This is a genomic window from Vibrio neptunius (assembly GCA_019339365.1).
GTDB lineage: Bacteria > Pseudomonadota > Gammaproteobacteria > Enterobacterales > Vibrionaceae > Vibrio > Vibrio neptunius.
In genome coordinates this window covers 597188-612686 of the sequence record CP079860.1, presented here as the reverse complement: position 1 = coordinate 612686, position 15499 = coordinate 597188, and the positions used below count along the sequence as shown (strand labels likewise).

Below are 15499 nucleotides of genomic sequence, written 5' to 3'. Positions count from 1 at the left end.
TGTTATTTATTACGTGGTTACTTAATCAATCCCACTTCTTTATAGTATTTAAGCGCGCCTGGGTGAAGAGGTGCAGACAGACCGTCTTTGACCATCTCTTCTTTTTTCAGGTTGGCGAACGCAGGGTGGAGTTTGCGGAAGTCGTCGAAGTTTTCAAATACCGCTTTTACCGTGTTGTATACCACATCTTCCGGTACTGCAGTGGAAGAGACAAATGTAGCACCAACACCAAATGTTTGAACATCGTCAGGGTTGCCCTTGTACATGCCTCCAGGAACTGTTGCAGTGCGGTAGTAGCTTGCGTCAGATAAGAGTTTGTTGACCTGAGGGCTTGCGACTTGAACAATGTGACTGTCACAGGAAGTGGTCGCCTCCTGAATCGCGCCACTTGGGTGGCCTACGACGTAAACCATCGCATCAATTTTGTTATCACACAATGCTTTAGACTGTTCAGCTGCTTTTAGCTCAGAAGCTAACTTGAAGTCTTTAGTCGTCCAACCATATTGGTCCATTAGAACTTCCATTGTACCGCGTTGGCCTGAGCCTGGGTTGCCGATGTTGACACGTTTACCTTTAAGATCTTCAAAGCTCTTGATGCCTGAATCGGCGCGAGCTACAACGGTGAACGGCTCAGGGTGAACAGAGAACACAGCACGTAGTTCTTTGAATGGACCTGCATCGGAGAACTTACTTGTCCCATTGTAGCCATGGTACTGCCAGTCAGACTGTGCGATACCTAAGTCCAGCTCACCGGCGCGAATGGTGTTGATGTTATAGATGGAACCACCTGTAGATTCAACAGAACAACGAATCCCATGTTCTTTTTTGGTTTTGTTTACCAGACGGCAAATAGCACCACCAGTTGGGTAGTAGACGCCTGTTACCCCACCAGTGCCAATGGTAATAAATCTATCAGCAGCCGAAGCGTAAAAAGTGGCGCCTAAAAGTGCAGCTACCGAGGTGGCAGTCATTACGTTTTTTAGCAATGTCATAGTCATTCCTTTTTATTGCGTGTAACGATCCTATCTTACTTTGCACAGGCACCAATCAACGCTTTGTTAGTACCCTCCGGAAACTATATGCATCATGAATCGGAATGTTTAATAATTTATTAATTTTTTTGAGGTTTCTCACTTGTTCCGCATTATTAATTGCTGGGATTCCTCGTGGGTCAAGGTGATTGTTCTCAAAACCGACACGGATATCGAGCCCAAGTAGCATTGCACTGATGAGGCAGTCCTGCTCACGATTGCCAAAGGCACAGACGGCGAGGTGAACGTTTTGTTGAACGAACTGATTCAAGTCGAGTTGCATTAAATCCCACGGACTGGATTGCTGTTCGTTGTGGTATCGGCCAAGAACGACGAGTGCGTGTTGAGCCACGGTCGGCAAAATTCCCTGAGCACGCAGCTGGAAGTAGCGGTGAATATCATCTTGATCGTAGAGGATGATTTGACTGATGATTCCGTGTTCCGCAACCCAATGGAAAAAGGCTTTTCCAGACTCAATATGGTTGTCATCGGGAATCAGCTCACGGAGTGCAAATGAGGCGGCTTCGGGCTTGATCGCTTTAGTCAGTGCTATTTGTTGCTCTATGCTGTAAATCCCTATGGCTTCGGTTGTCAACTGGACAATAATGCTGTCATCGACGGCCTGTTTTACTCTGTCGTACAACTGTCGATTGGATTCGATTTCCAAACTGTGTTGGCCATTCTCGTCTCGGCAGTGAAGGTGAACCATGGCAGCGCCGGCATCACGACAGGCGATGACCTCAGAGATAATCTCTTCCTCGTTCATTGGAAGGTTTGGATGATCTTGCTTGGTTTTTCGCGCTCCATTTGGCGCCACGATAATTGCACAGGTTTGCTGATAGCCAGCATCTCTTGGTGTTAAATCCATGTCCCGGACACCTCAGTTAATGTGGTTTTCAGTTTAGTCACAATCTCGTCAATGTGGTGAGGTTCGATGATGAAAGGCGGCGCTAACAGGATGTGATGACCTTGTTTACCGTCAATGGTTCCAGACATTGGATAGCACATTAGGCCGTTTTCCATCGCTTGATACTTTACCGCAGCATGTGCTTTTGTGGCGATATCGAGCGGAGCCTTACTGTCTTGATCTTTGACGAGCTCAATGCCAAGGAAAAGACCTTTACCGCGGATATCGCCTACGTAAGGCAAATCGCCCAGTTCATTCAGCAGTGTTTGTTTTAGTTCTGCGCCGTGAGATTGCACTGATGATAACAATCTTTCCTGTTGAATAGCTTCGACCGTGGCCAGTGCAGAGGCACATGCCATCGGGTGCGCCATAAAGGTGTGGCCATGCTGGAAGAAACCGCTACCATTGGCAATAGCTTGGTAAATCCGGTCATTGGCGATGGTAGCGCCAATAGGTTGATAACCTGCTCCCAGCCCTTTTGCAATACAGACCAGATCAGGCTCTATCTGTTCTTGTTCAAATGCAAAAAAACTGCCGCTGCGACCGACACCACACATCACTTCATCTAATATAAGCAAAACCTCATACTGATCGCAGATCTCCCTAATTCGTTTGAAGTAGCCCCTTGTAGCCGGTACTGCGCCAGCAGTAGCACCGACAATAGGTTCTGCCACAAACGCCATGACATTTTCTGCACCTAGTTCGAGGATTTTTTCCTCAAGCTGATTGGCGCTGCGAAGTGAATAGTCCAACTCTGATTCACTCCCATGTTTCAGACGATATGAGTAACAGGGGTCGATATGATGACTGGTTGTCAGCATTGGTCGGAATGGAGCTCGTCGCCATTCGTTTCCACCGACGGCGAGTGCGCCTAAAGTATTGCCATGATAGCTTTGTTTTCGGGCTATGAACTGAGTCTTAGTCGTTTTTCCAATCTCGACATAATACTGACGTGCCATTTTTAACGCCGACTCTACTGCTTCGGATCCGCCACTCACAAAATACACATGTTTAAATTGAGCAGGCATTAGATTGCAAAGTGCTTCAGCCAATTGTTCGCTAGGTTCGTTAGTAAAAAAACCTGTGTGAGCGAAAGGGATACGCTCAAGCTGTTCTATGATTGCTCGTTTAATCGATGGGTGGTTATGGCCAAGATTAGAAACTGCAGCCCCTCCGCACGCATCTAGATAGGCTTTACCTTGTGTATCAAAAAGATAGACACCATCGCCGTGACTGACGGTGGGTAAACGAGTATGGCAGTGTCGATGGAAAACATGAGACATAATGAGGTACTCGATGATTGTAGTGACCCTATCGTGTCTAACTTGCTTGAATGGCGCAATCGATTAAAAGTTGACCGCTATGAGCGTTTGGAATGAGTAGAAGCGCACAGGAGGTAAAAGAAAAGCAGCCAGTTGGCTGCTTGACACTTAACTAGATATCACGCTTATCGGCGAATTTTTCCAAGCTGAGAACCAGTGCAATAGCACACAGCATTAGAATGATGGCCATGCCTATCTGGGCAGGTTGTGAAGTGATGGCTTCAAAGTCCAGCGGTGAGAGATTGCGTTCGAGCAACGGGACCTGTTCGCCACTTGAGTTAGTGCGCCACGTCAACGTTTCTTTCCAAGGCCAGATCTTTGGTAGTGTGCCAATCATTAGGCCGGTTAGAAAAATCAGAGTTAAGTCTCTGAAACGACTCAGTAGCCATGACAGTACGTGAGAAAAACTCAGTAAACCTATAACGCAGCCAGTCAAGAAAAGCAGCAAGACAGTTACATCCAATGATTTGACTGCACCAAGAACTGGGCTGTACATACCAATGAGTAGCAATATAAAGCTGCCAGAGATGCCAGGCAAGATCATCGCGCATATAGCGATCGCTCCGGCAAACATGATATTGATGCTGGTTGGATCCATTTGAAGGGGGTTGAGGATGGTAATGCTATAAGCAAAACCGACCCCGAGTAATAGGAAGATAAGGCGACTGATGCTTCTTTTCTCAATTTGTTTCAGCATATGGAAAACAGAAACCAGAATCAGACCAAAGAAAAAGGACCATAAAGGGATAGGGTGCGTGACTAGTAACCACGAAATCAGCTTGGCAAGTGTCGCAATACTGGTTAGCACACCACCGAACAGCGCGACAAGGAATAAGCCGTTGATATGGTTGAACGCTGCTTTGATTCCATCATGCTTCAAAATGCCGAGTAAGCTAGGATTAATGCGTCGGATACTTTCCAATAAGGTGTCATAGATGCCTGTAATAAAGGCAATGGTGCCTCCAGAGACACCGGGTACTACGTCGGCCGCACCCATGGCTAGGCCTTTGAAAAAAAGTAGATAAGTAGTTCATTCGTTACAACGGGTCAGTTCAGGTGATGAGAGTATATCGTCAATAACGTAAAAAAGTATGAAAACAGTGAATTGATAAATTAATCGATAAGAGACTTGTTTAATATCGAATTGCACTTATTTGCAAAATGCAATTTTCATTTTGCATATTGATTATAATAAATTGGCTAAAAATTGGACCAATATTGGTATTTTATGGCCTTTTTAAGTTGGCACGCTATCTGCATTACTTGAAGTGACCCTTATTAAGCCGAGGGTCACCTAGCCAACTGACGTTGTTAGTGAATGATTTTTGTTCACACAATATATGTGCCAATCGCCCTTATTGCGATTGGCTTTTTTTTTTTGTCTTTTGGTCAATTCCTCGTCAATTTACATCGTTTCATGACGCGAATTTTCTCTCCATGCTCGACAAATGCCTGTGAGTTTATTAATAATGTCCGCTTTCTTTTTCGGTCCCTAACGTACACCGTAGGGTTTCGATGTTGAAATTGAGCGGGTTTACCCGCTGTGGATAGGACGTTTTTTTAACAGAGAACATCTCAATCAGTGCCTGCAATTGTTACCGAGGCCTTGGTAACGAAATGGCCCAGAGCAATATGCTCTTAGCTCGTTAGGGAAGATGAGTGACAGACAATGAAGAGGTTATATGAATCAGATAATTTCGGTTGGACCACTAGAATCTTTCTTAATCGCAATCAGCGTTTTGTTTCTAGGCCACTTTGTAAATTCTAAGCTCCCTATTCTGAAGAAGTTCAATATTCCAGAGCCCATTGTGGGTGGTTTGATTGTGGCGATGATCATTACAGGCATGCATTTTAACGAATTGGATCTGGAATTCTCACTGCCGTTACAAAATACTTTTATGCTGATGTTTTTCAGTACTGTTGGCTTGGCAGCAAACTATACGCAGTTGATGAAAGGTGGCGTTAAAGTCTTTATCTTTCTTGCGGTTGCATCTTTTTACATCATGATTCAAAACGGTGTTGGAGTGTCATTGGCTTCTGCGCTAGGCTTAGACCCTTTAATGGGCTTGATTGCTGGTTCTATCACTCTATCCGGTGGACACGGAACCGGCGCAGCTTGGTCTCAAACCTTTTCAGAAACTTATGGCCTGAAGAACACGCTAGAAATCGCGATGGCTTCTGCCACGTTTGGTCTGATTATCGGTGGTATCATCGGTAGCCCTGTTGCTCAAAAAGCTGATCAATAAAAACAACCTTGAATCAGAATACGGACGCGGGACAGATACCCATGAAAAGTTTCCTGAAGTCATCACTTACAATGAGTATGAAGAGGACAAGGTTACAGCGAAAAAAGTGATTGAAATCCTGTTTGTTTTGCTTATCTGTGTGACAGGAGCCAAATACTTGGAACAATGGGTCAGCAGTCTGGAGATTAGCTGGCTGATGATCCCTGATTTCGTTTATGCGCTATTTATTGGCGTGTTTATCACTAATATCATGGAAGTGACCAAAACTCATAAGGTAGATGCAGAAACAGTCGATATTCTGGGCACGGTTTCATTGTCACTGTTCTTAGCCATGGCTCTAATGAGCTTGAAGCTGTGGAACATTTTTGATCTCGCGATTCCGTTTCTGATCATCCTTTCGGTTCAATCGGTGATCTTAGGTATTTTTACTTACTTTGTGACTTTTAAGGTTATGGGCTCAAACTACGATGCGGCTGTTATCGCGGGTGGTCATTGTGGATTTGGTTTAGGTGCAACGCCCACGGCTGTGATGAACATGGGGTCAGTAGTCAACCAATATGGCCCATCACCTCAGGCATTTATGGTGGTGCCGATTGTGGGTGCTTTCTTTATCGACATTGTGAACTTAATTATCCTTCAAGGGTACATCTCCTTTATCGGTTAATGTGCTCATCTACAAATGAAAAGGCCTCTTGTAAGAGGCCTTTTTGCTTTCTGACGGATTTTAATGGTCTAGGTAGAGATAGTTCTGCCAGCTTTTCATTCGAATGAGTACTTTACGCATAATGGAAACATGAGTGAATTGATCGGAATAAACCGCCACTTCGACTGCTGTCCCCATGGGCAAGTGGTAGTCGGACAAGTCATCCGTGATCTTTAAAGTGACAAAGACTCGTCCACTGGTGCGCAATGCTTCCGTGCCAAGCAGGGCACCTCGCGCCTGAAACTGGCTTTCGCCAATGGCGGGCAGTACGTCTACAACCTCTCCCTTAAAGACCTTTCCTGGAAGGGCTCTGAAGAGAAATTCTGCTTCATAGCCTGGTTGTAAGCGTTGTAGAGAGTTTTGCCTGAACGCAGCGGCATACAGCGTTTCTTCGGTATGAACGAATGTCATTACTGGAGCCAGTGGCAGTGGAACTGCCATCACGCCAGGGCGCAAGGCCAATTGAGTCGCAAAGCCATTAGTGGGGGCTTTGACAATAGTCTGCTCCAAGTCAAATTCTGCTTGACGCAGCTCAGCTAGCAAACGTGCGACCGTGGTGTTCTCACCGCCTATTTCTGAGTTGAGGGCAATCTTGGCTTGGTCTACTCTGGCCTCAGCAACTTTGACCGCGGCTTCAGCAGCCTTGTAGGCTTGACGTCGAGTGTCCAGTTCCTGCTCGGTGAACGCGCCTTTTTCGTAACCGCGCTGATACCGCGAATATTCGCGCTGGGCTTTGTCTCTATCGGCGATGGCTTGAGCTTGCGCAGCTTGCGCTTCTTGTACGTCAGACTCCAGCCCAAGAGCGCCTTGGCTGGCCTCTTTAATTTGTGCTTCAAGCTTCTCAACTTCTGCTTGGTATGGGATAGGGTCAATCATAAAGAGAATGTCCCCTTGTTTGAGCGGTTTATTGGGCTCAACAGGCACTTCGATAACCCGACCTCTTACTCCTGAAACGATAGGTGTACTGGAAAAAACTTGATTGCCAAGCTGAGTGAACGGATGGTTGTAGTTCATTAAAAGAATCAATGTACCGACCAATACCACACCACCTAATACGGCAGTTGGCACTGTCCATTTATTGAGCGGGATGTTGAAGATCTTAAAAATCGCAATGCACAACGCGGCGTACGTGAGAATAAGGAGCAAATCCATTACTGTTCCTCCTCATGATCATCCATTCGGATCGCAGGGGAAGGAGTAGTCTGGTGTCTCTCTTTGAGGTGACGTACCTCTTTTTGTAGCTGACTAACCTGATCGATGAGTGAATCGACACGGTGATGAATATCGTGCTGTTCTTCTTCCAGTTTTTGGAATCCCCAACCTCTTTCCTGACGCCAGAGCGTGGCCCATATCCAGAGAAATGGCCAAATAGCATGTAGTGTGAATAAGCTGACCCAACCTGCATAGTGAATCGCATCCTGATGTGGGTGTGCTCTCTGCTTGGCTATTTCATACGGAATATCGTGAATTACAATGATGCCATAGAAAATCACCAGTGCGACAAAGATAAGTAAACCTAGCGCAAAGTAGTCCAAAAACATAAAAGCTTTCCTGTTATTGTGTTTTTATTCAATAAAACATACGGTGATACCAGTTTAAGTATAGAAATAAAAACAAGAATTTAGAGAGAGATTACCTATTTCTGTTTGTTTCTCTTAAATCAATATCGAGGTGAGTAGATGGAATTTCAGGGAGAGATTGCCGCATTGTCGGCTGCAGTGGTCTGGGCGATGGCGACTTGGATTTATAGCCAATTCAGTCACCACTTTTCAGCCATGCAGCTTAATATCGTCAAAGGCGTTGCCGCCTCGGGCATGATGCTGGTGGCGTTACCATGGATTGAGATACCCACGATGGTGATATCGTCTACTCATCTGGCGATATTGGCTGTCTCCGGAATTATAGGCATTGCTGCCGGAGATAGCGCTTATTTTGCTTCACTCAAGCGAATTGGCGCCAATAAAACCTTGTTACTGGAATCCTTAGCACCGCCGCTGTCAGGTGTGTTGGCGTTGGTCGCCTTAGGTTCGGTTTTACCTCTGCAAAGTTGGTTCGGTGTGTTATTGACGACGTTAGCCGTCACTTTCGTGATTTTTCAGCCAGATGCCCGTGGAGAACAAACGAATTGGTCTGGTGTGGGGTTTGGCTTGCTTGCGAGTGTGTGTCAGGCGTCGGGAGTGGTTATCTCACATTACGCTCTAGTGGCCGGAGACTTATCGCCTCTGTTGGGAGCGTTAATTCGACTGTCTATCGGTGTGCTGGCGGTGGCTATGGTGATAGTGTTTTTGAAAAAAAACCTTTCTCGTCCATCAAAAAACATTTAGGACAACTGACAAAGTCGGCCTTTCTTTGGCTACTCGGTGCGATCTTTGTGGGAACATTTTTGGCATTGTGGCTGCAACAAATCGCCTTGAAGCACGCTAATCCTGCTATTGCTCAAACGCTGATTGCAACCAGCCCAGTGTTTATGTTGGGTATTTATGTGGTGAAAGGGGAGAAAGTGACAGCCAAAAGCATTATTGGTACCTTGGCTGCAATAGTAGGAGTATCTTTGTTCTTTTTACCCTAGAAATTACTCAGTACAGACTTGGTTGCGTCCATTGGCTTTCGCACGGTAGAGCGCTTTGTCTGCTCGATAAAAAGTACGCTGAGTATTTTCCCCTTCTCTATGAAGCGTAATCCCAACACTTACTGTCAGACCGCGTTCTCCAAGAATGTCTTGCCAGCCAAACTTGAAAATACGCTCGCGGTAGTTTTCCGCGTGCATAGTCGCTTGCTCCAATGTCGTTCTCTCTAGGATGACCAAGAATTCTTCTCCGCCAAAACGAACACTCGATGCCCCTCTGAATTTAAAGTAAGCGGATAATTCGTGAGAGACATTTACGATGGCTTTGTCACCGACTAGGTGACTGAGTTCATCATTAATGGACTTAAAGTGGTCTATATCAATCACCATTAACGCGAAGGGTACATCATGAAGGAGCAGATCTTTGAGTTTTACATCGAGCCAACGCCTGTTGTGCAAGTTGGTCAGAGGATCAGTAAATACATCTTGTTGAAGCTGAGCCACGGTATGTTTCTGACTTTCCGTTGTCTCTTTAAGCTCGCGGTTTTCCAGCTCTGACAGAATCAGCTTGAGTTGCAGTTCAAATCGTGACAAGCGGCGCAACTGGGCAGCGCCCAGCTCACCAATAGGGATTTGCTTCATCAAGTCGCTTTCTATGCGAAACGCCTTTTTCTGGCAGTATAAAGCTTGCTTGAAATTGCCTTGTTGCTCATAAATATCACCGAGAGCGGTATTCAGTTTTAGATTCAGCACTGGTGAAGCGTAGTGTTTGACCTTTTTCTGAGCGTTTTCTAGTACCCAGTTAGCAAGGTGTGGTTTGTTGGATTCGTTTAGGCTGTGTGCCAATTCAAGGCGAATCATGTTGGATAACCAAGTGGAGTGGATGTTTCCTGCGGTGTACTGAACATTGCCAAGACATTCAATCGCTTTGTCTTGTTTACCTTGATGGCGATATAACTTCGCTTGATAAAGTAATATCTGTCCAGCAAGCACCTTATCACTCACCAGTATTGCGAGTTCTGAACACTCTTTGAGTAAATCTTTGGCGGCGGTTGTCCGATTGAGTTCAATGTAACATGCCAACATATAAAGTTTGTAGCGAAGACGCAGCGAACGGCTAGAAATCGCATGATCGATGCCGTCAATCTTTTGATAATAACGCAGTGCACGATTGTGGTCGCCATAAGCGTCGCATAGGTTACCCATCCCTAGAACGGCTAAAACGTAAGCATCAATATGGCTGGTATCTACTGCTATGGTCGAAGAAGTGATGTATTCCTGTAGTGCTCCCGAATAGTCACCACCTTCGACCAGCTTGTCGGCAAGGCTACTTTTGACTTCGAGGATTAACTCAGCATCGTTAGGTAGAGAAAGATGCTCAAGCGCGCTTCTTAGTTCTTCAATGCTGGTTGCAGGTTGCTTAAGTTCATTGCGGTATTCGGCGCTGATAATGAGACTTTGTGCCTTCTCCTGTGGCGTAGTGGCGATATGTTGACGAATGTGGTTCCAGAAAATGATAGCTTCTTCACCAGATACTGAAGAAGCATCTAAACCAGATTCGGAGATTTTATTGAGCAATGTTTCCATTCTGTACTTCCAGTGGTTGGCTTTCTTCTAATTGTTCTAAGGTGAAGGGGAACGTTAGGATGTCTTGAAAAACCACTTTGGGTAGTGATTTATTGAGCCCTTTTCGGTGCCAAGGATAGATTTCAATCATTTGCGCCAGCACATGGAATACCTGAAGTGCGGCATCGTCTCTTTCGGCAAGTAGAATACCTAAGCGATCGCCACTAAGACGTGATAGTAAATCCTGATGGCTGCATAGTGAGTGGGCAAGTTCGGTACATACTTCAATATATTCTGAGTCGCTGTGCTGTATCGTTATTACTGCGTGGTTAGAACGCTTTAACTCTGTTTTGAATAAAACCAGTTGTTCCCACCAATAAATCTCAGACACCATTTGGTGGAGGTGTTTCTCTGGATCATATTCATGTTGTCCGCGAATGCGATTAATCAGTTTACGTGCTCGTTGCTCAAGCTGGCGTTTTGATGTACGCGCTCTGTCGTTACTGACGCGAGCGGTTTGCTCCCTGAGCATGTCCGTTGAGTGTTTGCGATATTTCTGAAATGCGTGCAAGGCGGCTTTAAAATCCCCTTGTTCTTCAGCAACACGTGATTGTTGGAAGCAGATTTGAGACAACAGTTCACCATTATCAAAAGAGGCGGCAGAGCGTTCTGCTTGGACGAGCAATTGTGTCGCTTTTTCGGGGCGTTTACGTAATAGCTCCAATCTTGCTTGGCTGATGTAAGAATGGGCTTTCATCCAGACTAAATCGTGTTTCTCTGCCAGAGCTTGTGCCTTACCCGTCGCCACTTCGGCATCTTCAATTCTCTCAAGCCCTAGCAGTGCTAAGCCTCTGAAATCCCATACTTCAGCTTGCCAGGTTTTGTCATCATGGCCATTGAGCGCTTCTAACGCTCCATCCAATACTGTGAGCATTTCTACATAATTGTTGAGTAAGTAGAGATCCCATGCAAGGAGAATCCTTGCTTTTCCTTCCAGCCATCCGATACGAGTATTGTTGGCAACAGTGACGGCCAATTCATGAGTGGTCCTAGCAAGTTGATACTCATGAGTGATACGCCAGATATTCCCTAGACCGATTAAGGACTCAATCTGAATTTCGATTTCATCAACCAACGCAGATTGTTCTAGTGCGTTAATCCAATATTGCTGGGCAGAATAGTATTTGGCTTGCCCCCAAAAATGAAGAGCATGAAGGTGGAGGATTTCCGGGAGAAAGTCGTCGGTATCCAATGTGTTAAGTTTGCCATGGGCATCTTTGATGTACTTCAGACCACGTCGATAATCCATCAAACTCCAAGCACAGCGAGACATGATAATCAGACACTGTACAGCCCCTTCTGGGTACAAAATCTGATTAGCGCGCGTCGCGCACTGTTCAGCGATAGCTAAAACCTTCTCAGGCTCACTTTCAATTCGTGCTTTGAGCTGTTCAATCTCTGTGTCTAGCAGATGCTGGCTTTTATCCAATGAATTAATCCCTTAACAGCCATGTATAATATTGTTCGGTATTATTATAAAAATAGTGACTGATGTAACTCTAGTAAAAGCATTATTACGCCTGAGCTTTAATGGCGTACCTCACAATAATTTTAATTATGAAAGCAGTTCCCGCAGAGTCAAAGGTGATTGCGTTAAACCAAGACTTTGTGCGGCTGTCATACCATCCTTATCTTGATAGCATAAATTGTGCCATGCTCGGAATATATCCAACATCGGAAGTAATCCACCAGGACGAAGCTTGCGACGAGGTTCGTTAACAAAGCTTTCAAACAGAGTTTGAAATCGTTGTTGATAGAACTCAGTTTGGCGAATACTTGCTTTGCTAAGCCATTCTGTAGGCTCGTTATTCTCGCCAGCAAGATAACAAATGCCTTTGGATGAGTTAGCAAAAGTAGCAATTGCCCAGCGATCTCGCCACCAACCCATATGAACAATGTCGATTTTTCCGACTAGACTGTGTTCGTTCCAGTTTTGATCTTCTTCAACATACATAAGGTCGACATTTTGACGCTGTATACGTGGTAGACAGACACTGAGAGCTGCAGAGCGTAGAACAGGATCTTGAGGCAAATAAATGGAGACTTGACGATCACTATTACACAGATCCAACACATGTAGAAAATGGGCATAGGAGGTATAAGGCGGCCTGATTAGTGCGCCTTTAGAAGGGTAATTGAATGTCGTCAGGTTGCCCATTGGATCTTCAACATTGCCTCGTGCCAAAATCGTTTGGTATTGCTGATCGATACGTTCTCTTAAAACAGGAGATGGATCTGGAACAGGAATGCTAGCCTCAGAGGAATGATCACGAGATACGAATCGAGCAATGTCTTGGTAAGGGTCATGGTCAATATCTCCTTGAGGGTCTTCATTTCCAGAGTAATTGACATGTTGACAAAGAATATAGCCTGAATTGGCTTCTCCTGTAGCGATCCACAAAACGCCGTTATTACTTTTAGGTTGCAAACGGACGTAGTAAGAGGCGAGTTCATACTTCTTTGCATGATTCACCCAACGCGCATCGAACATAGCGAGTTTGCGGCGACACCGGCTAGCGATGTGATCGAGGTGATCGTAAAACGTCTTCGGATTGATCTCTAACTTACGACAGATCTCACGTACTGAATAGCCCATAAAGAGCAGACCGAGGAGGTTTTCCTGAAAAGCGAGTTTTTTATTGGCACCTGACCACTTATCGACGAACGTGGATTGACACAGTTTGCAGCGATAACGCTGACGATCACCGCTGTAACCAAAGGCATGGTACAGATGTTTGTGAGTGTGAACTGACAAACCAAAATTTTCGCATTGGGTATTGCGACAAGTTGGCAAACCATCACTATGGAGCTGTCTTAAACGATGAAGCTCGTTTAACACTTCCTGATTGTTAAGTAAGGGGGAAAGCACCGCACTCCCGACAAACCATCGCAGGTCGCTTAGGGTTAGCATGTTGCACGACGTATCTATGTGCATCACTCAATCCAAAGTTGCCACACGCCAATGTTTTACAAAAGTTGAGTTGTAACCCGTTTGCTTCCTTAGGCAGTTTGCCAGTAGTCACTATCTCCCCCTCGGGATTATCAGGGCTGCCAGACTATAGTGGCTGGCAGCGAAGGATTGGTTATTAGATGTTGATGGCTGTCTCAAGCGCAACTTTCATCATGTCGTTGAACGATTTTTGGCGCTCTTCTGAGCTGAGTTTCTCGCCACGTATGATGTGGTCAGATACGGTTAGGATGGTCAGTGCTTTCGCACCCAAATCCGCAGCCACTCCGTAGATCCCCGCTGCTTCCATATCAACACCTAGTATGCCTAGCTTTTCCATTTTCTCGAAAATATCTGCTTCTGGGGTGTAGAAAAGGTCAGCAGAGAATACGTTACCCACTTTTACCGGTACTTCTTGAGTGCGGGCTTGTTTTACCGCTTCCTCCAGCAGTCCGTAATCTGCAATTGCAGCGAAGTCATGATCACTAAAACGGATACGGTTCACTTTGGAGTCTGTCGATGCACCCATACCAATAACAACGTCCATCAGATTTACGTCATCACGAACCGCACCACAGCTACCCACACGAATAACGTTTTTTACGCCATATTCGGCGATTAACTCATGAACATAGATACAAGCAGAAGGTATCCCCATACCGTGCCCCATGACAGAAACACGTTGACCTTTGTAAGTACCTGTAAAACCGAACATGCTACGAACATCACAAACTTGTTGTACATCTTCCAAGAATGTTTCTGCGATGTATTTAGCGCGAAGAGGGTCGCCAGGCATTAAAACCGTTTCAGCGAAATCACCTGGTTGAGCATTAATGTGTGGGGTTGCCATAGTCGTTACTCCGAGTTCATTAGTAATTGTGTATTCTGATTACTAATTATGTTGATTCTCAAAAATTTGTTGAAGTCATACTAGCTATATATCACAAGGCTTCGTGAGAGGCTCGTCACAAAAGTAATCCATTTCACTATCGACATAAGTGTTTATAACGTTTTTTGTTGAAAGGGTTAAAGCAATCGATTTGGAAAAACGATTACGTCAAATGTGAACCAAAATTGGATCAATTACGTAACATTGCTCTAAATTGTACATTTTTATTTCTTGTATAACTTTAGAATTGTGTGCTAAAAGTTATACAAAAGATATTTTTGTACACCCTAACAAGAATACTGGAGCATAATATGAGCAACGTAATTAAAGTCGGCATCAGTTCCTGCGTTTTGGGCGAAAACGTTCGTTTTGACTCAGGACATAAGATCAGCAAGTTTGTGACCAAAGAACTCGCCCCCTTTTTCGAGTTTGTTCCTGTCTGTCCTGAAGTTGGAATGGGTATGCCTGTACCAAGACCAACGATTAGGTTGATGTCTGATCAAGAGCGTATTGCTTTAGTCGAGACAAAAGATGCGTCTATTGATCACACAGACAAAATGATGGATTACTCCAAAAGCAAGGTGTCTGAGCTGAGTAGTACAGAATTATGCGGTTATATTGTGTGTGCCAAGTCACCTACGTGTGGTATGGAACGGGTGAAAGTGTATAAGAAAGGCGGAGCAGAAAACATAGGCGTGGGGTTATACACCCAAGAGCTGATGAAGCAGATGCCGTGGCTACCAGTTGAGGAAGATGGTCGTTTGAATGACCCAGTGTTGAAAGAGAACTTTATTACGCGTATTTACACGCTGAGAGATTTTTACGACTCGATGGATGGTGAGCCAACGGCCGGTAAAATTGTTGCGTTCCACTCTCGCTATAAACTGACCTTGATGGCCCATCACCCGCAGTCCTACAAAGAATTAGGCCGATTGGTTGCAACTATTAAAGAGTATGACATTGATACTTTTTATCAAAAGTACCGCGTAGGTTTGATGAATGCGGTGTCACACAGAGCAAGCCGCAAGAACAACACCAATGTACTGATGCACCTCCAAGGGTATTTTAAGCGAGACCTAGCCAAGGAGCAAAAAGCTGAGTTGTGCGGTGTGATCGAAGAGTACCGACAAGGTACGTTGCCACTCCTCGCACCTATAACCTTGATTAAACATTATTTGGCGGCTTACCCGGATGCTTATCTATCCGAGCAGAAATTTCTGCAGCCCCACCCTCAAGAAATGCGCTTGAGATATGGATTATAG

General features: G+C 45.1%; 10 protein-coding genes and 3 pseudogenes. 3 read left to right on the top strand and 10 right to left on the bottom strand.

Annotated features, from left to right (window positions below):
• Nucleotides 1-17 precede the first annotated feature (17 nt).
• The 4 genes from KW548_19350 to KW548_19335 form a co-directional block, all read right to left on the bottom strand.
• A complete protein-coding gene (locus tag KW548_19350; protein ID QXX09214.1) occupies nucleotides 18-992 on the bottom strand; it encodes a TAXI family TRAP transporter solute-binding subunit in 975 nt (324 codons plus the stop codon).
• 55 nt (nucleotides 993-1047) lie between these two features.
• Nucleotides 1048-1899, bottom strand: coding sequence for a 3-keto-5-aminohexanoate cleavage protein (locus KW548_19345; GenBank protein ID QXX09213.1), 852 nt, complete (start codon nucleotides 1897-1899; stop codon nucleotides 1048-1050).
• A complete protein-coding gene (locus KW548_19340) occupies nucleotides 1890-3221 on the bottom strand; it encodes an aspartate aminotransferase family protein (protein ID QXX09212.1) in 1332 nt (443 codons plus the stop codon). The genes KW548_19345 and KW548_19340 overlap by 10 nt, the downstream gene beginning before the upstream one ends.
• A gap of 151 nt (nucleotides 3222-3372) precedes the next feature.
• The gene (locus tag KW548_19335) at nucleotides 3373-4257 is read right to left on the bottom strand and encodes a DUF368 domain-containing protein (protein QXX09211.1); all 885 of its coding nucleotides are present in this window, start codon (nucleotides 4255-4257) and stop codon (nucleotides 3373-3375) included.
• A 685-nt stretch (nucleotides 4258-4942) separates the two neighbouring features.
• Between KW548_19335 and gltS the strand changes: the two are divergent.
• Nucleotides 4943-6170, top strand: a pseudogene (gene gltS / locus KW548_19330) (sodium/glutamate symporter).
• Between the two features lie 60 nt (nucleotides 6171-6230).
• Here the strand turns inward: gltS and KW548_19325 are convergent.
• Nucleotides 6231-7361 carry an HlyD family secretion protein gene (locus KW548_19325; protein ID QXX09210.1) on the bottom strand — a complete coding sequence of 377 codons (1131 nt, stop codon included), beginning with the start codon at nucleotides 7359-7361 and terminating at the stop codon, nucleotides 6231-6233.
• Nucleotides 7361-7750 carry a DUF3302 domain-containing protein gene (locus KW548_19320; protein ID QXX09209.1) on the bottom strand — a complete coding sequence of 130 codons (390 nt, stop codon included), beginning with the start codon at nucleotides 7748-7750 and terminating at the stop codon, nucleotides 7361-7363. The genes KW548_19325 and KW548_19320 overlap by 1 nt, the downstream gene beginning before the upstream one ends.
• A 138-nt stretch (nucleotides 7751-7888) precedes the next feature.
• Here KW548_19320 and KW548_19315 point away from each other — a divergent pair.
• Nucleotides 7889-8778: pseudogene (locus tag KW548_19315) on the top strand (DMT family transporter).
• A gap of 3 nt (nucleotides 8779-8781) precedes the next feature.
• Here the strand turns inward: KW548_19315 and KW548_19310 are convergent.
• The 4 genes and pseudogenes from KW548_19310 to deoD form a co-directional block, all read right to left on the bottom strand.
• Complete coding sequence (locus tag KW548_19310; GenBank protein QXX09208.1) at nucleotides 8782-10362, bottom strand: GGDEF domain-containing protein; 1581 nt, start codon at nucleotides 10360-10362, stop codon at nucleotides 8782-8784.
• Complete coding sequence (locus KW548_19305; GenBank protein QXX09207.1) at nucleotides 10343-11830, bottom strand: hypothetical protein; 1488 nt, start codon at nucleotides 11828-11830, stop codon at nucleotides 10343-10345. Before KW548_19305 ends, KW548_19310 begins: the two co-directional genes overlap by 20 nt.
• Nucleotides 11831-11956: 126 nt before the next feature.
• Nucleotides 11957-13424: pseudogene (locus KW548_19300) on the bottom strand (lactate dehydrogenase).
• 63 nt (nucleotides 13425-13487) lie between these two features.
• Entirely contained in the window at nucleotides 13488-14198 is a 711-nt protein-coding gene (gene deoD, locus KW548_19295) for a purine-nucleoside phosphorylase (protein QXX09206.1), read from the bottom strand.
• A gap of 350 nt (nucleotides 14199-14548) precedes the next feature.
• Between deoD and KW548_19290 the strand changes: the two genes are divergently transcribed.
• Nucleotides 14549-15499: a DUF1722 domain-containing protein gene (locus KW548_19290; protein QXX09205.1), complete on the top strand. Its 951-nt coding sequence runs from the start codon at nucleotides 14549-14551 to the stop codon at nucleotides 15497-15499.